This window comes from Gemmatimonadota bacterium (assembly GCA_021295815.1).
Taxonomy (GTDB): domain Bacteria; phylum Gemmatimonadota; class Gemmatimonadetes; order Longimicrobiales; family Gaopeijiaceae; genus JAGWBQ01.
The window spans coordinates 14764-35449 of sequence record JAGWBQ010000003.1 but is presented as its reverse complement, the minus strand read 5'-3'; the positions used below and the strand labels follow the sequence as shown (position 1 = coordinate 35449).

At 67.3% G+C, this 20686-nt stretch carries 16 protein-coding genes; 14 read left to right on the top strand and 2 right to left on the bottom strand.

Annotated elements, in window-relative coordinates:
* Positions 1-2 precede the first annotated feature (2 nt).
* From J4G12_01800 to J4G12_01735, 14 genes are all read left to right on the top strand, one after another.
* The gene (locus J4G12_01800) at positions 3-281 is read left to right on the top strand and encodes a hypothetical protein (protein MCE2454537.1); all 279 of its coding nucleotides are present in this window, start codon (positions 3-5) and stop codon (positions 279-281) included.
* Between the two features lie 2 nt (positions 282-283).
* The gene (gene coaE, locus J4G12_01795) at positions 284-1588 is read left to right on the top strand and encodes a dephospho-CoA kinase (GenBank protein ID MCE2454536.1); all 1305 of its coding nucleotides are present in this window, start codon (positions 284-286) and stop codon (positions 1586-1588) included.
* Entirely contained in the window at positions 1585-2592 is a 1008-nt protein-coding gene (locus tag J4G12_01790; GenBank protein ID MCE2454535.1) for a bifunctional oligoribonuclease/PAP phosphatase NrnA, read from the top strand. Before coaE ends, J4G12_01790 begins: the two co-directional genes overlap by 4 nt.
* A 110-nt stretch (positions 2593-2702) precedes the next feature.
* Positions 2703-3095, top strand: coding sequence for a hypothetical protein (locus J4G12_01785; GenBank protein MCE2454534.1), 393 nt, complete (start codon positions 2703-2705; stop codon positions 3093-3095).
* Positions 3082-4788: a hypothetical protein gene (locus tag J4G12_01780; protein MCE2454533.1), complete on the top strand. Its 1707-nt coding sequence runs from the start codon at positions 3082-3084 to the stop codon at positions 4786-4788. The genes J4G12_01785 and J4G12_01780 overlap by 14 nt, the downstream gene beginning before the upstream one ends.
* Positions 4775-5506: a cytochrome c biogenesis protein CcdA gene (locus J4G12_01775; GenBank protein MCE2454532.1), complete on the top strand. Its 732-nt coding sequence runs from the start codon at positions 4775-4777 to the stop codon at positions 5504-5506. Before J4G12_01780 ends, J4G12_01775 begins: the two co-directional genes overlap by 14 nt.
* On the top strand, positions 5506-6483 hold the full coding sequence (murQ, locus tag J4G12_01770; GenBank protein ID MCE2454531.1) for an N-acetylmuramic acid 6-phosphate etherase: 978 nt from the start codon (positions 5506-5508) through the stop codon (positions 6481-6483). Before J4G12_01775 ends, murQ begins: the two co-directional genes overlap by 1 nt.
* A 215-nt stretch (positions 6484-6698) precedes the next feature.
* Positions 6699-8207 carry a DUF2029 domain-containing protein gene (locus tag J4G12_01765; protein ID MCE2454530.1) on the top strand — a complete coding sequence of 503 codons (1509 nt, stop codon included), beginning with the start codon at positions 6699-6701 and terminating at the stop codon, positions 8205-8207.
* Between the two features lie 54 nt (positions 8208-8261).
* On the top strand, positions 8262-11348 hold the full coding sequence (locus tag J4G12_01760) for a PD40 domain-containing protein (GenBank protein MCE2454529.1): 3087 nt from the start codon (positions 8262-8264) through the stop codon (positions 11346-11348).
* A 207-nt stretch (positions 11349-11555) separates the two neighbouring features.
* Positions 11556-14126, top strand: coding sequence for a vitamin B12-dependent ribonucleotide reductase (locus J4G12_01755; GenBank protein ID MCE2454528.1), 2571 nt, complete (start codon positions 11556-11558; stop codon positions 14124-14126).
* A gap of 13 nt (positions 14127-14139) precedes the next feature.
* Positions 14140-15129, top strand: coding sequence for a carbon-nitrogen hydrolase family protein (locus J4G12_01750; protein ID MCE2454527.1), 990 nt, complete (start codon positions 14140-14142; stop codon positions 15127-15129).
* A gap of 191 nt (positions 15130-15320) precedes the next feature.
* Positions 15321-16565: an ornithine--oxo-acid transaminase gene (gene rocD / locus J4G12_01745; protein MCE2454526.1), complete on the top strand. Its 1245-nt coding sequence runs from the start codon at positions 15321-15323 to the stop codon at positions 16563-16565.
* A gap of 6 nt (positions 16566-16571) precedes the next feature.
* Entirely contained in the window at positions 16572-16853 is a 282-nt protein-coding gene (locus tag J4G12_01740) for an oxidative damage protection protein (protein ID MCE2454525.1), read from the top strand.
* Positions 16854-16944: 91 nt separating this feature from the next.
* A complete protein-coding gene (locus tag J4G12_01735; protein MCE2454524.1) occupies positions 16945-17334 on the top strand; it encodes a TraR/DksA C4-type zinc finger protein in 390 nt (129 codons plus the stop codon).
* A gap of 34 nt (positions 17335-17368) precedes the next feature.
* Here the strand turns inward: J4G12_01735 and J4G12_01730 are convergent, their stop codons facing one another.
* The gene (locus J4G12_01730) at positions 17369-19498 is read right to left on the bottom strand and encodes a TonB-dependent receptor (protein MCE2454523.1); all 2130 of its coding nucleotides are present in this window, start codon (positions 19496-19498) and stop codon (positions 17369-17371) included.
* A complete protein-coding gene (locus tag J4G12_01725; GenBank protein MCE2454522.1) occupies positions 19498-20673 on the bottom strand; it encodes an HmuY family protein in 1176 nt (391 codons plus the stop codon). Before J4G12_01725 ends, J4G12_01730 begins: the two co-directional genes overlap by 1 nt.
* Positions 20674-20686 lie beyond the last annotated feature (13 nt).

Here is a 20686-nt window from a genome sequence, read left to right as displayed (position 1 = left end):
GCATGAAGCTCATTCTGGCGATGGCGGCCCTGGTCCTGACGAACCCCCGCTACCTTCCGCTGGCGCTCTCCTCGGCCTGGGCCTTCAGGGCGCACCGTTGGTGGGCGCGACCGCCCTTCCTGCCCCTGCCGTCTCTCACGTACGTGCGCTGGAGGATGGACACCGCCTACGGCGATCCCGCGGCGGCTCCTTCCCGGGATGAGTTGAAGGGCTTTCTGCAATGGGCTCACCGAGCCAGGAAGGAGATGGCCTCCTCCCCGCACGATCGAGATCGGAGGTAGCCGTGTACTCGGCGGCTCTCACTGGCAACGCGGCGTCCGGCAAGTCCACCCTTGCCGAGCTCTGGCGGAGCGAGGGAATCTCTGTTCTCCAGGCCGACGACCTGGCGCGCCGGGCGCTGGCCCCCGGTTCCGCAGCGCTGGAGGCCTTGCGCGAGAGTTTCGGGGCGCGCGCCCTGACCGAGGCCGGGGAACTCGATCGTCGGTGGATGCGCGAACTCGTGTTTTCCGACGGCGAAGCCAGACGACGTCTGGAAGCGATCGTGCACCCCGAGGTGCGTCGCTTGCGTGCGGAGCGGGAGGAGGAGCTGCGTCGGCAGGGCGTGGAGCTGGTCGTGTCCGAGATCCCGCTGCTCTTCGAAGCCGGCCTCGAAGGCGACTTCGACTGCGTGGTTCTCGTCGATGCCGATCCCGAGGTGCGCCTCCGTCGTCTGATGGACTCCAAAGGGTTCGATCGCGAGCTGGCCGGCCGGCTCATGGCGTCGCAAGGAGACCCGGCGGCCAAGCGCGAGCCCTCCCGCTTCGTCATCGAAAACAACGCCGGCCTCGACATGCTGGCCGTGGCGGGGCGAAGGGTCCTGGCCGAGCTGAGACAATTGGCGGGCATGGCCATGCGCATGGATCTCCACATCCACACCTGGTCGAGCTTCGACTCGCTCTCCCGTCCCGAGCTCGTCCTCGACCGGGCGCTGGCTCGGGGTTGCGGCCGCATCGCACTCACCGACCACGACCGGATAGGAGCTGCGGCCCTCATGGCCGACCGCTATCCGGCGCTGGTGATTCCCGGCGAGGAGGTCAAGTCGCGGGAAGGGGTCGACGTCATCGGTCTCTATCTGAGTCTCGAAATACCCCGCCGCACTCCCGCGCGCGAAGCGATCCGGCAGATCCGCGACCAGGGCGGGGTTCCCTACCTGCCTCATCCGTATGCGCCGGGGAAGGGGGGCGACGGACGGATGGCCGAGGAGCTGGGGCCGCTCTGCGACGTGATCGAGGTCTTCAACGGTCGCCTCCACAGCACGGCGCCCCAGAAGAAGGCGGCCGCTCTCCGCACCCGCCTGGGCAAGGTTCCGGGAGCCGGTTCGGACGCGCACACCCTGGGCGAGGTCGGGCGCTCCACCATCACCGTCGAGAGTCATCCGAACGAACCGGAAGCGTTGGTGGATGCGCTCGCGGGCGGCGTGGTGAACGGACGCATGTCGTCTCGCCTCGTGCATTTGGGCTCGACTTGGGCCAAGTTCCGAAAGAAGCTGGCAGGAGGCCCGTGGACCGAGCCCGAGGTCGAGGACGAACAAGGAGGAGCGGACTGTTGAGCTACGAAACCCCGGAGAGTCGACGTGCGAAGGTAGTCGAGGTGCGTGAGATCCTGCTGAGTTCGAGGCGCGTCGTTCTCACCACCCATGCCAACGCCGACGGAGATGCCGCCGGTTCGGAGGCTGCGGTCGCTTCCTGGCTGCGAGCGAACGGAACCGAGGTCACCATCGTCAATCCCACGCCCTTTCCCAACCGCTTCAAGTGGATGATCGACGAACCGCGGAACGTTGTGAGGACCAAATCGACGCTCGCTCGGGACAGGTGCGCCGAATCGGACCTCGCCGTGGTTCTCGACACCTGCGACATCGGCCGTCTGGGCTCGGTCTGGCAGCTCATCAAGGGGCTGCGGGTCGTGGTTGTCGATCACCACCTTCCCGGGACGCGACCTGTGGGCGGCGTCCAGCTCACCGACACGGACGCCTGCGCCGCGGGCGAGCTCGTCTACGACCTGATCAGCGACGCCGACGGCCCGTGGACCCGGAACGTGATCGACGGACTTTACGTCGCCATCTCGACAGACACGGGTTCCTATCGCTTCGACAACAGCACCCAGGCGGCGCACGCCATCACCGCAGATCTGATCGAGCGCGGCGTCAGCCCCGGGGAGGTGAGCCGCCGGCTCTACGGGGCCGTCGATCTGCGTCGCTACGGAGTGATGCGCGAGGTACTCTCCACACTCGAGAGCGACCGCGGGGTTACTTCGATGGTAGTGTCCCAGGAGACGTGCCGGAACCACGGCGCGAGGCCGAGCGACCTGCAAGGGTTCGTCGACATTCCCCGATCCGTACGAGGAACCGAGATCGCCATCCTTTTCAGGGAGACCGAAAGATGCGAGGTGAAGGTCTCGTTCCGGGCGGCGGGGGGGGTCAACGTGGCCGCGCTCGCCGCGGAGTTCGGGGGGGGCGGTCACGAGAAGGCTTCCGGAGCCCTCGTCGCGGGCGAACTCTCGGCGGTCGTCGAAGATGTTCGTCGTGCGGCCGCCGCTGCGGTGGGTGCGCGTTGACTCCGAGCCGGGAAGGCACCGGACGTGGGGGGCTTCGCGGTCCCCCGGCGCCGGCCGGGGGAGGTGCGCACAGGGCTTGGGAGGGCCTCGGAGCCGAAATACTCCAAAGGGTGCTGATCAGGATTCGCAGGCGAGTCGGAGCCGAGAATGTGGACCGGCTCTGGCTATTCGAGCCGCTGCGGGAGGACTGGCGGGAGCTCGGGCTGGCGGTGCTGAGCACCTTCAGCGGAGAAGCCGGGCGTCGGCTCGTTTTCTCGTTCGCTTACGTCGCCACCCGTACCGGTCATGGGCTCTCGATCACCGACGAGCTGAAACAGGTGGGGGAGGCCGCCCCCCGATTCCTGGACGACGTGCTGCGCGGAGTGGAAGAGCGGGCGTTGCGGCTCGGCGTGGTACGTCAGGGGGGCGTCGCGCGCGAAGTCGAGATCGGAGGATCCGAGGAAAGCTATTCCGAGCTCGTGGCCGAGTACGAGATCGAAACGGAAGAAGATGCCGACCTCTGAGAGGCGGGTGCCCGGAACGACACTGGCCGCAGACGCAGGCTGGAGCGCGGCCGGGATCGAGCGGATCACGGGCTCCTCCGCGCTTTACGGCAACCGGATCTCTCTCAAGACCAGCGGGCCCGATGCTTTCGATGCCTGGCGGAACGCGGTCGAGGACGCCAGAGATTTCATCTATCTCGAGGCCTACTGCGTACGGGCCGACACCACCGGCAAGCGCCTCCGCACCCTGCTGCGCAGGAAGGCCGAGGAAGGCGTCGCCGTCTTCGTCATCCACGACTGGCTGGGGTGCTGGGCCACTCCGAGATCGTACTGGCGCCCTCTGCGGGAAGCCGGAGTCCGCATCCATTGCTTCAACCCGCCGCGCCCCAGCCTCGGCAACCCTCTGGCCGTGTTCCAGCGCGACCACCGCAAGCTCATGGCGATCGATGGGAAGACGGCTTTCGTGGGCGGATTCGGAATCGGCGACGAGTGGATCATCGGCAAGAAAGGACCGCCGTGGCGCGATACGGGCGTGACCATGGAGGGGCCGCTGGCGAGGGCGACCCAGGTCGCATTCGAATCCATGTGGGGTGCGGCGACCGGCGACCGGCTGGTCGCGGGAAAGGTGAGACCAGGAGAAGGGAAAGCGAGGAGGAAACGAGCTGCGGCGAGGCGGGAGGCTCGGCCGGACGGCCAGGGAGCGCTGGAGCTCTTCGGGGACGAACCCAGGCCTGCGGCGTCCGCCGCCTCGACGACCTGGGACGAAGCCGCAGCCGGCATCCCGGCCTGGCTCATCGAGGGCGAGCCGGGGAGGGCCCGCGTCTACCAGGCGTCGCAATTGGCGGCGCTGCGCGCTAGGAAGCGGATCTGGATCACGGACGCCTACTTCGTCGCTCCGAGGGTCATCGCCGAAGCCCTGGGAGCGGCGGCGGAGCAGGGCGTCGACGTGCGCATCCTGGTTCCGGCCCACAACAACTGGCCCATCGTGGGCTCCATGTCCCGGAGCGGCTATCGCGACCTCCTCGAGTCCGGCATCCGCCTCTTCGAGTGGAAGGGGCCGATGATTCATGCGAAGACCGCCGTGGTCGACGACATCTGGTGCCGAGTGGGCTCCAGCAACCTCAACGCAGCTTCGCTTCTGGCCAACTGGGAGATCGACGTCACCTGTCTCGACGCCCGTCTGGCCGGCGAGATGTGCGAGCTCTTCCTTAAAGATCTCGCCCATGCTGTCGAGATAGTGCTGCCGGGCAAGACTCCGTCGGCGGGCCGACGTTCGCTCGAACCGACCTCGGGTCTGATGAATAGGTTGGCGGAGCTGGATGGGGACAAGGGTAGTTCCCGAAGGCGCAAAGGGGCGTTGGCTTCCGCAGTGCGCGCCGGCGGCGCCCTTCGTGACACGCTTTCCGGCAACCGCACCCTGGAGAGGGAGGACCGAACCGTGCTCGGCGTGGTTTCGACGCTGATGGTTGCCGTGGCCGTGCTCGCGGCTATTTTTCCGAGGCTCGCCGGATGGACCTTGGCCTTGGTCGCCGGATGGTTCGGGATCAGCAACGCCGTGCGGGCGTTCGTGGAATCGAGGCGAGCTCGGGTGGCGTCGGTGGCGGACGATACGGTCGAGACCGAGCGGCCGTCGGCGGACGAATTCCCGACCGGCATCACACCGAGCGTGCAACTTAAAGACCAACGGAACCGGGGCGATCATGGACGGAGTTGACTACGGAATCATCGGGGCGGTCCTCGCCGGTCTGCTTTCCTTCCTCTCGCCGTGCGTGCTCCCGCTGCTGCCGAGCTATCTGGCGTTCATCACCGGGATGAGCCTCGACGAGCTTCAGGAAGGCAAGAAGAGGCATGCCACCGTCGCCAACGCCCTCCTCTTCGTCCTGGGCTTCAGCACCGTATTCATCGCCCTCGGCGCCTCGGCCTCCTTCGTGGGAGGCTTCATTCGGGACTACGATGTCTGGTTGGAGCGAGTCGGGGGTGCGGTGATCATTGTCCTCGGCCTCCATCTGATCGGGGTCTTCCGCATTCCGGCGTTGATGAGGGAGAGGCGCATGGATCTCGGGTCGAGTCCGGTGGGCTACCTGGGAGCCTTCGGGGTGGGCATGGCCTTCGGGGCCGGATGGACCCCCTGCATCGGGCCCGTGCTGGGGGCGATCCTGGGCTATGCGGTGGTTCAGGACACCTATTGGGCCGGTGTGACCCTGCTCACTGCCTATTCCGCCGGTCTCGGCATTCCGTTCATGATCTCCGCCCTGGTGCTCGACCGTTTCCTCAAGGTGTTCGCCCGCTTCAAGCGCTTCCTGCCCTTGGTGGAGAAGGGATCCGGCGGCCTGCTGATCGTTCTCGGCATCCTGCTGATGACAGGTCGCTTCACCATGCTGGCCGCATGGCTCAACCAGTTCGCGCCGGAGTGGCTGCTGGACCGCATCTGATGCCCGGTCGCGCCGGAACGGCCGCCAAGCCTCGCCTGCCGACCGTGGATAGCGCACAAGCGGGGGGAGCTACCGAGCTTGCGGAGGACCCGCGCCTCACGGAGCGACGCAACCCCGCCTCCGTCGAGATAGACCGCATGGGTCCGCTGGAGATCGTCGACCTGATCAACCGGGAAGACCGTCGGGTGGCCGTCGCGGTCGCCGAAGTGCGGAAGCCGGTCGCGACGGCCCTTCGGCTCGCCGAGGCCGCCTTCCGGGCCGGTGGTCGGCTCGTCTACGTGGGCGCCGGCACCTCGGGCAGGCTCGGCGTGCTTGACGCCGCTGAGATGCCGCCGACCTTCGGCACACCTCCGGAGATGGTGCACGGGGTGATCGCGGGCGGCCATCGGGCGCTGACGCGAGCCCAGGAGGGGGCGGAGGACGAAGCCGGGGACGGTGCCCGCGCTCTCGACGAACTCGACGTGGGCGCGACCGACTTCGTACTCGGTATCGCGACCTCCGGAACCACGCCCTTCGTGCACGGGGCGCTGGCGCTGGCGCGGGAGCGGGGAGCCAAGACCGGGTTCCTTCTATGCACCGAGCCGTCACCCGAACTGGTGGCGACTCACGACGTGGTGATCGCTCCTCTGGTGGGTCCCGAGGTGATCACGGGTTCGACGCGCATGAAGGCGGGCTCCGCCACCAAGCTGATCCTGAACGCCATCACGACCGGCGCCATGGTGCGGCTGGGCAAGGTCCACGGCAACCTCATGGTCGACCTCCAGACCACCTGCCGGAAGCTGCGCGACCGCGGACGGCGCATCGTGTCCGAGACCCTGGAGAAGAGCGCGGAAGAGGCCGAAGCGCTGATCGAGCGGGCGGGCGGAAGCGTGAAGACCGCACTGGCCATGGGCATGCTCGACGCTGGACGCGCGGAGGCGGAGAGACGTCTCGCCGAGGCCGGCGACGTGCTGGCCGGGATCGCTGACCGGGAGTGATGGGCTCGGGCGGGAGACGGAAGCGACGGAGTCTGGACGGACGGAGCTCCGCCGGGGCGGCCCGCGATTCCGGCAAGGCTGCCCGCAGCCCTAGGAACGCGGCTCGGGCCTCCCGCAAGGCCGCGAGAGGCCGTTGGAACGCCGGAAATCGCGCGAGCAGGACCGAACGAACGCCGTCGGGGCCGACCGACGGACGGCTGACGGACGCACAGGCCATGCTCGTCTTTCTCGGCCTACACGTCGCGATAGCCCTGGCCGTCTTCGAACCCAAGCTGCATACCGGCGGCGACAACGCCATGTACATGCTGCTGGCGGACTCCTTCCACGGGCAGGGTGCCGTCTACCACACGAACATCGACCCGGGACCGCCCACTCCGCACACCAAGTACCCGCCCGTCTTTCCCGCGCTGCTCGCCTTCGTGCAGCTCCTCTTCGGTCAGAGCGTCCTCGCCTTCAAGGCTCTCTCGCTCGCCGCCACGACGCTCTCGGTCTACCTCTTCTGCCGCTGGACCCGGGGAAGCTTCCGCCGCAGCGTCTGGATCCCGATGTGCGCGGCCTTCGCGGTCAACCCGATAGTCATCGAGTACTCGCACTGGATCCTGACCGAGGCGGCTTTCCTGCTTCTCTCTCTGGCGACCCTCGCGGTCGTGGAGCGCGATCGCGGAGAACGACTCGGCAGGTGGTTCTGGCTGGGCCTGCTCGGAGGCGCGCTTTGTTTCTACACTCGACAGATCGGCGCCCTCATGATCGCGGGTGTCGCGCTCTCTTACCTGGCAGGCCGTCGCTGGCGCAGGCTCCTGGTCTACGGAGGCTTGAGCGCCGCAGTCACGGTGCCCTGGCTGCTGGCGTCCTCCAGGGTGACCGGGGAATCCTCTCCCTATTTCGAGGAGTTCCGACTCCGCGACGTTTACGCTCCGGAAGAGGGCTACCTGGACCTCGCCGGATGGGTGGGCCGGATCTTCGACAACCTGAGCGACTACGTGTTCGTGCAGATTCCGAGGACTTTGGCGGCGATACCTGCCTGGCATACGAGCTGGATCATGGACGTGGCGTCGTTCCTGCTGGCGGCGCTCGCGGTCGTCGGACTGGCGCTGCGGTTGAGACGACCGCAGGCGACCGAGGGGTACTTCCTTCTCACCGCCGCAGCCCTTCTTCTCTTCGCCCAGACGGTGAACGACGTTCGCTATCTCATGCCGCTCGTGCCGATCATCTTCGTCTACGCGGCAGGCGCCATGGAGGCCGGGCGCGAACGGATCGGCTGGCTCAGACGCCGGCTGAAGCGGGGCCTGCCCACGGCCGTCTTCGTCTCGTTCTTCGCTCTGGGCACCGTTTCTCAGGCGGTGCTGGCTCCTCGGACCCTGGCGACCGGCAGACGGGTCCTCGGGGGTGAGAGCTACGCGGGATACCAACCGCACTGGGTGAACTTCTTCCAGGCGATGGACTGGGTCGAAGCCAACACCCCTGCAGATGCCGTCTTCACCGTGAGAAAACCTCGCCTCTTCCATCTGCACACCGGTCGCAGCGGCGTAGTCTATCCTTTCTCCAACGACCCGGAGACGGTGTTCGCCCAAGTGGAGACCACCGATTACGTGATTCTCTCCTCGGAAAACACCAGCGTCTACCTGGGGACGGCGATCGCGGCCCACCTGAATCGGTTCGAGCTGCTGTTCCAGACCCCGGAGCCGGCTCCGACCTACGTCTTGCGCCTGATTCCGGAACCCTGACGGCCCGTGCACGGATCTCTCGCGGCAGCACCACGTTGCGTCCACACCGGACTGTTGGCGTTCGGACTGGCCTTCGCTCCCGGGGCCGAGCCCGCCAGCGCGCAGGCGCCTCCTCCCCACATCGAGTGGCGCACCCTGGAGACCGAACACTTTCGCGTCACCTTCCCGGCCGGGATGGACGAGCTGGCCCAACGCGCCGGAGCTTACGCGGAAGAGGCCAGAAGCCGGCTGGGAGAGACCTTCCTGCCCGCGCCCGAAGGCACGGTCGACATATTGCTCACCGACCATACCGACTACTCGAACGGTTTCGCCCAGTACGTTCCTTCCAATCGGATCACCATCTACGCCCGCCCCCCGGTCGATCTCCCCACCCTGGGCTACTACGACGACTGGCTCCGACTCGTGATAGTCCACGAGCTCGCCCATGTCTTCCACATCGACCGCACCGCCAACCCGGTCGGCAAGGCGGCGCGGGCGGTCTTCGGGCGGGTGGGCGCGGCCTGGCCGTTCTTCCCGGGCTCCGGACTGCCGCGCTGGGGAATCGAGGGCATCGCGACCTGGTACGAATCGGCGCTCACCGGGGCCGGTCGGGTCCACGGCACCTTCCACAATACGGTGCTGCGTACCGCGGTGATCGAGGGCGCCTTTGAAGGGCTGGGCCAGGCACAGGGCGACTCGCCGGTCTGGCCCGGCGGCCAGCGCCCCTATGTCTACGGATCGCAGTTCTTCGAGTACATGCACGATCGTTACGGCGACGAAGGCTTGGCCGCATTCGCCCAGGCCGTGGCGGGGCAGTGGGTCCCTTTCCGCCTGAACGCGGCCGCGAAGCACGGATTCGGCATCACGCTCAGCCAGGCTTGGCACGACTGGGAGGAGTCGGTGCGCGCGGATGCGGAGGAGTTCGAAGGGAGGGCTCGCGAGCTTGGGCCGCTCTCCGTTCCCGAGCCCGTCACCCGCGGAGCCAGGCGGGCGCTGTACCCGGTGTTCTCGGCTGACGGCCTCGAGCTCTACTACGCGCTCGCCGACGGCCGCTCCGATCCGGCGGTCGCTCGGATGCGCCCCGAAGGAGTTTCGGGTGAAGGTCCTCCAGGCGGCGAACGTCTCTTCAGGGTGAACGACACAGGGCCGGTCGCGCCCATGCCTTCCGGGCATCTTCTCTTCGCGCAGCAAGACTTCGAGGGCGCCTACAGCTTCTACGGAGACCTCTACCTGGCGTCGATCCCATCGGGCCGAACCCGCAGGCTGACCGAAGGCGCGCGTCTCTCTCAGCCCTCGGCCACTCCTGCGGGACACGCGGTGGCGATACGGGAAGGAGCCGGAACCCGCTCCCTCGTCCACGTGGATCTGGAGACCGGAGCGGTGCGCGAGCTGGTGCCTGCCTCGCCCGACGAGCACTGGGCCTACCCGGCGGTCTCTCACGACGGCCGGTGGATAGCGGCTACGCGCTGGCGCGCGGGCGCCCGCAGCGACATCGTCATTCTCGATTCGGAGGGCAGGGAAGCGGCGGCGGTCACCGCCGACCGAGCGCTCGACCTGGCCCCCCGCTGGAGCGCCGACGGGCGTTATCTGGTGTGGATGTCCGATCGTACGGGCACCTTCAACGTCCTGGGTGTGGAGTGGGACGCGGCCGGCGAGCGGACAAGCGAATCGAAGCTGCTCACGAATCTGCTCACCGCAGCCGGCTATCCCGCTCTCGACCCGGCCGGCGAGTGGCTCTACTTCTCCGCCTATCACGCCGACGGCTGGGAAATCGAGCGAACGCCCTTCGATTTCCCGGCGGCTCCGGCGGTGCCGGTCGCGACGTCCCCCCCGCACGAATCCGAGCGCGACGGATTGCCGGCGAGGAGCGTGGCTGCCGGGGCCGCCGACCCGGACGAGCGCGAGGCCTCCGGTCTCGGGGCGGGCGGAGTCCAGGCGGAGTCCAGGCCCTACTCGAGCCTTTCCACGCTAGCGCCCACTTACTGGGAGCCGCAGACGCGCTCGCCGGTGGTGACCTCGGCGGTCTCCACCCCGACGGCCGAGGTGCCGCGCCGCGAGCTGCTCGGACGGGCCTTCGGCCTCACGACTTCGGGGCGGGACCTGGTGGGACGCCACTCCTACTCGCTGAGCGCGCGCGTCTTCATCCCCGACGGCAATTTGGAAGCGGGACTCGCCTACAGCTTTCACGGTCTCGGGAATCCGGCGCTGGGGCTCTCGGTATCGCAGTCCTGGGACGACGACGGCGCTCGCCTGGCGGGCGGGCGGGACGGGGCGGAGCCGGACATCCTCTACGTGCTGGAGCGCGAGCGCAGAGCTGCGGCTTCGGCGACCTTCGTTCGTCGGCGAGCGCGCAGTTACGCCGCCGTTAGTTTGGATGCCGGTGTGGCGCGCGACGACTTCACGCTGCTCGACTCCGAGCTCGAGCCGGCGACTCGCTACCGGTTGACCCGACCCCGAACCGACCTCTTCGATTACTCCGCGAGCTTCTTCTTCAGCAGCGTCCGCTCCACCGAGTTCCACATGGGGCCGCACAAGGGAGCTTCGTTCTACATCAGAGCCCGAGATCGTCGGGAGCTCTCGCTTCCTGACACGCTTGCGGGCTCCGGTCTTGATCGCAGCGCACAGGATCTGCTCTCCAGGTTCGTGCTCCACGCTCCGCTCTTCCGCGCGGGATACGGGCAACACGCGGTCGCCGCCAGGGTCAGCGCCGCGGCCGCCCGAGGCCCAGGTGCTCACGGTGGCTATTTCGACGTGGGCGGGGCTTCCGGTTCTCCGGAGAATCTCTCCGGGCTAGGGCTCTTCGGAGGCAGTTCGATCTTTCTGCCGGTTCGCGGCTACCAGGCAGGGGAGCGGGGGGGCGACCGGGCCTGGTCCGTCTCGTTCGAGTACCGTTTCCCGCTCGCGCTCGTCAACCGGGGACTGGGACCGTGGCCCGCCCATCTCGACCGCTTTTTCGGATCGGTCTTTTTCGACGCCGGCGACGCCTGGGCCGGGAGCTCGGCTGCAGGTTCGCGACCCGATCCCATGGCCTCCGCCGGTGTGGAGGCCACCGCAGACCTTCTCACCTTCTTCCGCTTCCCCCTCCGGGTGCGAGGCGGCGTCGCGTTCCCGCTGGACGACGCTCGACCCGTCTGGTACGTGCGTCTGGGTCTGCCGTTCTGACGGTTCGCAGAGTTCGGTTCACAAGCGCGAGGGAGACGGGGCCGGGCAGCCGAAGGGCGCCGCCCACCGCGGACGGATGTTGACCCCCGCAACAAGTTGTGTGCAGGTTGCACCTTCCTACAACATGTAGTACCTTGCCTCTTCAATCCCAAGCCGACCCCGGTGATCCGTCACCGACCCGACCTTTTTAAAAAGGAAGCTGCCCGAATGATCAAGACTCACGCTCCCCGGCCCCCGAGAGAGATTGAGATCTTCAACGACCTGACGCCGCCGGACCTGCCTGAGGCGAGCTTCAACGAAAACGCCAGGACCGTGCTCGCTCTTCGCTACCTCAAGAAGGACGAGAACGGTGAACCGACGGAAGAACCGGAGACCATGTTCTGGCGCATCGCCCGCACGATCGCCGACGTGGACGCCGACTACGGAGCGAGCGCGGACGCCGTCGAGGAGCTGGCCCGGCAGTTCTACGGTCTGATGACCACGGGAGCCTTCGAGCCCAACTCGCCCACGCTCATGAACGCCGGCCGGCCTCTCGGCCAGCTCTCGGCCTGTTTCGTGCTCCCGGTGGACGACGCGCTCTCCACCGGCGAAGGCGGCATCTACGACACGCTCACCTCGATGGCGCTCGTCCATCAGTCGGGTGGCGGGACGGGATTCTCGTTCTCTCGCCTGCGCCCAGAGGGTTCGATGGTGCGCTCCACCATGGGCGTCGCGTCCGGGCCGGTGTCCTTCATGCGGCTCTACGACGCCAGCACGGACGTGGTCAAGCAGGGCGGCACTCGCCGCGGCGCCAACATGGGCATCCTGCGCGTGGATCACCCCGACATCCGCAAGTTCATCAACTGCAAGAACGACACCTCGCAGATCACGAACTTCAACATCTCGGTGGCGATCACCGACGCGTTCATGGCCGCGGTGGCCGCGGACGAGCAATACGAGCTCGTCGATCCGACGACGGGTGCCTGCGTCGGAACGGAACGGGCGCGCGCCATCTTCGACGAGATCGTGCACAGCGCCTGGCGGACCGGCGAGCCGGGCACCTTCTTCATCGACCGCGCCAATGAGCACAACCCGGTGCCGGCTCTCGGCAGCTACGAGGCGACCAATCCGTGCGGCGAGCAGCCTCTCCTCCCATACGACGTATGCAACTTGGGGAGCGTCAACGTCGGCGCCTACGTCAAGGACGGAACGGTGGACTGGGACGGCCTCAGGAGGACCGTGCACCTCTCGATCAGATTCCTCGACAACGTCATCGACGCCAACCGCTATCCGCTGCCTCAGATTCACGAGCGTTCCCAGGAGATCCGGCGGGTCGGCCTCGGAGTCATGGGCTGGGCCGACATGCTCGTGCGTCTCGGCATTCCCTACGATTCCGAGGAAGGAGTGGCGTTCGGCGAGCGGCTGATGGAGTTCGTGAACGAGGAGAGCCGGGTCTCTTCCGAGAAGCTGGCCGAGAGCAGAGGCGTGTTTCCCGCGTGGCGGGAATCGGTCTGGGGACCCGACGACCACGCCGCGCGCAACCAGGCGGGCGGGCGCATCCGGGACGAGCGCAGGCTGCGCAACTGCAACCTCACCACCATCGCGCCCACCGGCACCATTTCGATTTTCGCCGGCTGTTCAGGTGGCATCGAGCCGCTCTTCGCGGTCGCCTTCATGCGCAACCAGGCAGGCGTGCTCATGCCCGACGTCAATCCCGACTTCGTGGCTCGCGCCAAAGCCGAGGGCTGGTTCACGGAGGAGCTCATGGACCGGGTCGCCAAGGAGGGACACATTCACTTCGACGAGATCCCCGAGGAGACGCAGAGAATCTTCCGCACGGCGCACGACATCACGCCGGAGTGGCATGTGCGCATGCAGGCGGCGTTCCAGATGCACAACGACTCGGCCATCTCGAAGACCACGAACTTCCCCAGGGAGGCTGCCGAGAAGGACGTGCGCGAGATATACAGCCTGGCTTACTCCTTGGGCTGCAAGGGGGTGACGGTCTACAGGGACGGCTCGCGGGACGCTCAGGTGCTGAGCACCGGCAAGACGGAGACGGCGGCGAAGAAACCGTCCGAGAAGGAGGCCGACGCGGAGCCGCCGGCGAATGCCGCCGCAGCTCAGGAGAAGGCTTGGGAAACCCTTAAGAACACGCTCGCGGACACCCGAGAGCGACTTCACAACAAGGAAATCGAGATCGAGGCTCTGCGGGCTCGTCTCGCCAGGGAAGACGTGGCTCGCGGCAAGCGGCGCCGGAAGCGCGTGCGTCCTCAGGTGCTCCACGGTTACACTGTCAAGATGAACTCCCCGCTGGGCGACATCTACGTCTCGGTGAACGAGGACGAAGAGGGTCGGCCGTTCGAGGTTTTCTGCACGATCGGGAAGGCGGGCGGAGCCGCTACGGCGGACGCGGAGGCCGTCGGACGGCTGGCGTCTCTCGCTCTGCGGTCGGGCATCCCCCTCACCGAGGTCAAGGAGCAGTTGCGCGGCATCTCATGCGATCGCGCCGTCGGGCTCGGTCCCAACAAGGTGCTTTCGGTGCCGGACGCCGTGGGGCAGGCGATCGACACCTACCTGGCCGAGAAAGAGGGCGTGCAGGAGTCGCTCCCCTTGACGGTCGAGGCTCCGGCGTGGAGCGGATCGAAAACCGCGACCGCCACCGCAGCCACCGGTGGCGGGGACAGCGCCGGTCCCGCCTTCGATCTCAGCACCTGCCCGGAGTGCAAGGCAGGTCGGATGGCTTATGTGGAGGGGTGCAAGACCTGCCACATCTGCGGATACTCTGACTGCTCCTGACACCACGGCACCTATGACGACCGACGGACGGACCCAGGTATCCGTGGTGCAGGCCGCGGCCGCGCCTTTCGACACGCCTGGAGCGCTCGACAGCGTCTCTCGTCTGACCGCCAAGGCCGCTTCGGAGGGTGCCGAGCTCGTGCTCTTCCCCGAAGCCTTCGTCGGAGGTTATCCGTGGGGGCTCCGCTTCGGCACCTCGGTGGGGGGGCGCACCGAGGCGGGCAGGCGCATGTTCGGCCGCTACCACGCTTCGGCGATCGCCGTGCCCGGCCCCGAGACCGCTCGCCTGGGCGAGGTGGCTGCGGGCGCCGGGGCGTATCTGGCGGTGGGGGTGATCGAACGCGACAGCGATCACGGGCGAGGGACGCTCTTCTGCACCCTCCTGTACTTCGGCCCGGACGGATCGTTGCTGGGCAAGCACCGCAAGCTAAAGCCCACCGCCGCGGAGAGACTCGTCTGGGGAGAGGGGGACGGCAGCACGCTCACCACCTTCGACGCTCCGTTCGGCAGGGCGGGCGGGCTGATCTGTTGGGAGAACTACATGCCGCTCGCTCGCATGGCGATGTACGGCAAGGGCGTGGAGCTCTACCTGGCGCCCACGGCGGACTCCCGGGAACGCTGGCAGGCCACCCTCAGGCACATAGCGCTCGAAGGCCGCTGCTTCGTCCTGGGAAGCAACCAGTACGTGACCAAGGAGATGTACCCGGACGATCTGGAGACCGCCGAGGAGCTCGAGGGCTGGCCCGAGGTTCTCTGCCGCGGTGGCTCGGCCATCTACGGTCCATTGGGCGAGCTGATCGCCGGCCCGCTCTGGGACGAGGAAGGCATTCTGACCGCCGAGATCGACATGACGGCCGTGGCTCGCTCCAAGTTCGACTTCGACGCCACCGGCCACTACGGACGTCCCGACATCTTCAGGCTGGAAGTGGACGAGAGCGAGAGGCCGGCGGTAAGCGCGGGGGGGAGGTCGACGGCGACGTCCGATCCTGGACGGAAGGCGTGAACGACGGAGCGCTCCACACGCTCCAAACCGCGGATGAACGGGACTAACCGGCTAGCCCCCGACGTAGGGCACAAAAATTCAACGGGAGGCTTGACCTTCCAGCGGCGCCCTACGACATTTCGCCCCTCACCGTTCCGTTCGGAGAGACCCGGCTTCCGCCCGGGTGACGTTCCCGCCACCAGCGCAGCCCGATGACCACCGCCGCCGCCCCGTCCGCCGCCACTTCCGCACGTCCCGCCTCGCGCACCGCGGGTTTTCTCGCCGAGGTGGACCGCTTCAGCGCGCACAACTACCATCCTCTGCCGGTCGTCATCGAGCGCGGCGAAGGCTCGTGGGTCTGGGACGTCGACGGCAACCGATACCTCGACATGCTCAGCGCCTATTCCGCGCTGAACCAGGGTCACCTGCATCCGAGGATCGTCGCGGCGGCTCGCGACCAGCTCGACGAGCTCACCATCACTTCGCGCGCTTTCCACAACGACCGGATGGGCCCGTTCCTCAAGCTGCTCTGCGAGGTCACCGGCTTCCAGCGTTCGTTGCCGATGAACACGGGCGCCGAGGCCGTGGAGACGGCGATCAAGATGGTGCGCAAGTGGGGGTACCAGGTCAAGGGAGTCGAGGCGGACCGGGCTGAGATCATCGTCTGTTCGAACAATTTCCACGGTCGTACCACGACGATCGTGGGCTTCTCCTCGGAGGAGGAGTACCGCGCCGGTTTCGGTCCCTTCACGCCCGGTTTCAGGGAGGTGACCTACGGCGACATAGACGCTCTGGAGCGCGCCATCACCCCGAACACGGTCGGCTTCCTCGTGGAACCTCTCCAGGGGGAGGGCGGCGTGGTCGTGCCTCCGGCCGGGTACCTCTCCCGGGCGCGAGCGCTCTGCACCCGACACAACGTGGCGTTCATGGCAGACGAGATTCAGACCGGCCTCGGGCGAACCGGTAGGATGTTCTGCTGCGACTGGGAGGACGTGCGTCCCGACGTTCTCATCGTGGGCAAGGCCCTTGGGGGCGGAGTCTATCCGGTGTCGGCCGCGATCGCCGACGTCGAATTCATGGATGTCTTCCGACCCGGCGACCACGGCTCCACCTTCGGAGGCAATCCGCTCGGGGCAGCCGTCGCCGACGCTTCCCTGCGGGTCATAATCGACGAAAACCTGGCGGAACGCTCCGACGCCCTGGGCAACTGGTTCATGGACCGGCTGAGAGCCATCGATTCGCCCCACGTCGAGGAGGTCCGGGGCCGGGGACTCATGATCGGCGTCGTCATCAAGGAGTCGAGCGGTACGGCGCGTCCCTTCTGCGAGGCCCTCCAGCACCGGGGCGTCTTGGCCAAGGAGACTCACCAGCAGGTGATCCGCTTCGCGCCACCCCTGAACATCTCGCAGGACGCTCTCGAGTTCGCTCTCGGCCATGCCGAGGCGGTTCTGAGGTAGCCGCCGATGCCCGCCAGCGTGGAGTGCAGGCGCTGCAACGCCGAAAATCCGGCGCTGCCCAAGCCGCCCTTCCGGAGCGAGCTCGGCGACCGAATTCTGGGCTCGATCTGCCATCTCTGCTGGCAGGAATGGCTCGAGCATCAGACCCTGCTCATCAACCACTACGGGCTGGACCCTCGGGACCGCAAGTCCCGCGACTTCCTTTACGGTCAGATAGAGGACGTTCTCCTGGGTGACGGAGGCGGCGAAGAGATCGACACCTCGAAGAAAGGAAGCATCGAGTGGTAGCCCCGCTGCGACGGCAAGGTTAGATTTCGGGCTGTCCCGCCGGCCGGCCACCCACACGAGCACATTCCTCCGCCCAGCATCCGCTTCGAATATGAGCACCTCGGCCCTCTCCCCGGAACAGCTTGCCGCAATCAAGGACCTGCTGTTGGGCGAGCAGGCCCGTGCGATGCGGGCGCTGGGACTCTTCGACCAGGCGGCCCGCCTCGACCGCGAATCCGGCGATTCGGATCTGACCACCTACACCGATCACATGGCGGACCAGGGAACCGAGGCCATGGAGCGGGAGAAGGCGGCGGTCATGGCGACCAAGGAAGGGCGCTACCTCTACCGCCTCGAAGGCGCGTTGCGCAGGCTGCGCGAGAGCCCGAACACCTTCGGTCTCTGCCACACTTGCGGGAAAGAGGTCGGCTATCCGAGGCTGGAGGCGCTGCCGCACGCCCGGTACTGCATCACGTGCAAGACGAAGGAGGAACGCGGCTAGCCGGAGGAGCGCGTCGCGGACCGGCGGACGACCGCTAACGGCGAGCGAAGAGCTCTCTCGCTTCGAGGCCGACCCGAAACCTCCGTTCCACCGGGACCAGCCAGCCCTCCGGTCTGGCGTCGAATAGATTGTCGACACCGAAGCTGAGCTCGAGATTCGGACCGGGCGTCAGTGAAATCCGAAGGTCGAAGGCCGTGAGCCGTTCCTGAGTCGCGATCCGCTCGCTCGATCCCTCCGAGGACAGCCCTAGCACGGGCGCGTCTCCCGTGAGATGGCCGGTGGCGTCGATTCGGACCGACGGATCGATAACCCAGGTGCCCTGCAACCGCGCCGAGTGGCTGGGACGGCGGTCGAGCGGCCGGCCCGAGCTGCGGGACCGGGCGTCGAGGTAGGCGTAGCCCGCCCTGAACAGGCCGATCCGGGAGTGGGCCAGGAGGTTGACTTCGGCGCCCCGCGTCGTCACCTCGGAGATGTTGACCGGCGAGTAGATGAGCAGTCCGCTCGCCGCGTTTCCCACGAAGCTGTTCTCGACGAGATCGTCGACCTGGTTCCAAAACAGTTCCGATTCGATGCGCACGCCCGAGTTCGGCTGCCATTCCGCACCCCCGGAGAAGTTCCAGGAGCGCTCCGGGCGCAGATCCGACGATCCCCGGAGGACGTATCCGCCGGCCAGGTTGACGAACTGCCAGGTAAGTTCCTTGAAGGATGGGGCCCGGAAGCCCCGCGCCCAGCTCGCCCGGAAGCGGAGGTTCTCGTCGGCGGGCAGGACCAGCCCGAGCGAAGGCGAGAGGTTCGACCCCCACCGACTGTTCCAGCCTAGTCGGGCCCCGCCGGTGACGGTCGCGTTTCCCACTCTCCAGGCGTCCTGCGCGAAGAGAGCCGTCTGCCCGTCCCCGACCCTCTCCTTGACCAGCTTGTCGGGGGATTCGATCGTTCTCCGCGAACCCTCGATGCCTATGTCGATTTCATGATCGCCGAGAGCGACCGAGTAGGAGACGGTCATCCGGGTTTCGCGCTCGCGCTGAGGCTCGGCGTCGGAACTTGCCAGCGGCAGGTCGCCCCGAGCGCTGCGGTAGAGGTGCTCGTATCCCTGGGTGAACGAGGCCAGCGTCAGCTCTCCCCGTCCGACCGCCCCGCGAGCCTCCACCCATCCCGAGGAGCCCATGTTGTCGTTGAAGCCCGAAAAGCCGCCGCCCACCGGCCAGCGCTGCCGCTCGCGCAACAGGTCCAATCCGGCACGGAAATCCCATATCTCGCCCGCGCGGTAGCGCAGCTCCGAACGAAGATCCCACACCCGGGCGAACCCTTCCCCGGGTGCGAGCGCGAGCCCCGGCACCTCGTCTTCCGCCCGAACCGAGCCGATCGCCCGGTACCGGATACTTCCGCCTCCGCTCGTGGTCACCTCGGCCTCCCGCCTCCCGGTCGTCCCGGTCAGAGCACGAGCGCCCACCCTGAAGCCCGGATCGGGATCCCGGGAAATGACGTTGACGACGCCTCCCAGAGCGTCGGAACCGTAAAGGGAGGAGAGAGGTCCCTTGACCAATTCCACTCTCTCCACCCCCGCAAGCGTCAAGCGGCCGAGATCGCGCTTTTCGATCAACGCCCCTGGGGCCGGTCGGCCGTCGATGAGCACCAGCACCCGCGCGCCGCCGATTCCCCGTATCCTGATCCCGGTTCCGGTAGGTGGCGTGGAGAACGACTCGAGGCCGGGCAGCTTGGCAAGCAGCCGGTCCACCGAAGGTGCGCCCGCAGCCTTGATTTCACCCGTAGCGAGCGTGCGGACCGGGACCGCCACCTCTGAGCGTGCCCGGGCGCGTGCCCCGACCGTGACCACGATCTCCTCGAGCAACACGGGTTCGGGCTCGAGCGAGATCCGCCAGCCCAGCCCGTCGGCCTCGATTCCGGTGATCGAGCGGGTCCGGTACCCGAGCGCGGAGACCGTCAACGAACCCGAACGCCACCCTGCGGCGGGCCGAAAGCGACCGTCGGCGTCGGTCAGCAGAGCAGAGCCGAGAGGGAGGTCCTCCTCCTCGCCGGGAATCCACTCGACCGCCGCTCCGGGAACGGGTTCGCCCGACTCCGCGTCGAAGACGAGCCCCGGGTCCTGGCCGGAAGCCGGGTGTGCGAGCAGGACGCCGACGCACAGGAGCGTCAAGCGGCGCATCACCTCAGCTGCCGGTACCTGATCGTGACGTGGCCCGATACTCCGGAAGCGTCGTAGTAGCCGGTGACCTGCATCTTGTAGACCCTTTGCTCGACCTGGACGAGGAAGACGTTGTAGGTCGGCCACATGCGACGGTTCTCCCGGATGTCGTACCAGAAGACACCTCCGGCGTCGTCCACGGTAGCGGGGAACGCGCCCGCGACGATGGAAAGGAAACCCGCGTAGTCCGGAGCGTCGCCGGCCTCGGAGAGAGTGTCGAAGTCGTCGGTGATATCAAGTGGGAAGGTGCCCGATCCGCAGTCGGCGTTGAAGACGATGGTGAGGTCCGGGGTCAGCCCCAGGTCCCAGCCGCAGCCGGCCGGATTCGCGACCGCCGCTTCGGCGAGGCTGAGAAAGACGGGGCCTTGTCCGAGGTCCCCGGCCACCGTGCGCGCCTCCCCGAGAGAACCGTTAGGGCCGTGCCTGCGGTACTCGACGGTGACGCCTACCGGACGCTGACCCTCCATCTCCAACGAGACCACCCGAAAGACCGCGAATCCGCGTCCCGAGGCCTCGCGCACCTTCCACGCCGCGCCCGGGTTCGCCACGAGCGTGCCACTGATCGGGTCGTAGCGAAACCACCTCCCTCCGGGATCGGGGACGAGTCCTTCCTCGACGAATGCGGAAGAGGAGGGAATGTGGGCGTCGGTCACCGCCGCGAACGCCGCCTCTCCGTCTGCCGGTGTGAGCGCCGCCACCTCCTCGGCCGAGAGGCTCGAGTTGTCGCCCAGGTTGTGCCCCACCACCGAACCGGGACCGGCCACACCGCCGTTCAGCCGGATGGAGAAGCGCCGCAAGGCCATATGCCAGTCGGTGGACGTGACAGGGTCGCTCGGCGTGACGACGGCCACCCCTTCGTCGAAGTCGAGATGGACGAAGGAGTTCGCGGAGGCGTCGACGGTGATCTCTCCCTCGGCCAGCACCGGCGGCGGCTGGGTGACCTCGCCTTCGCAGGCTGCGGTGCCCGACAGGATCGCGAGGGTCCCGGCCAACGCCCGCGAGTGGTGTCGAGGATGCCGGGTGGAGACGTTACGGAGGTGCATGGAGGGCGTATGCTCCTGGGTAGGTGTGCGAGTGGCGGCACCGCGAATACATGGGATGTCCACCCTTCCGTATACGAGAAGTGCGGCGCTCATTTCCTTCACCCCT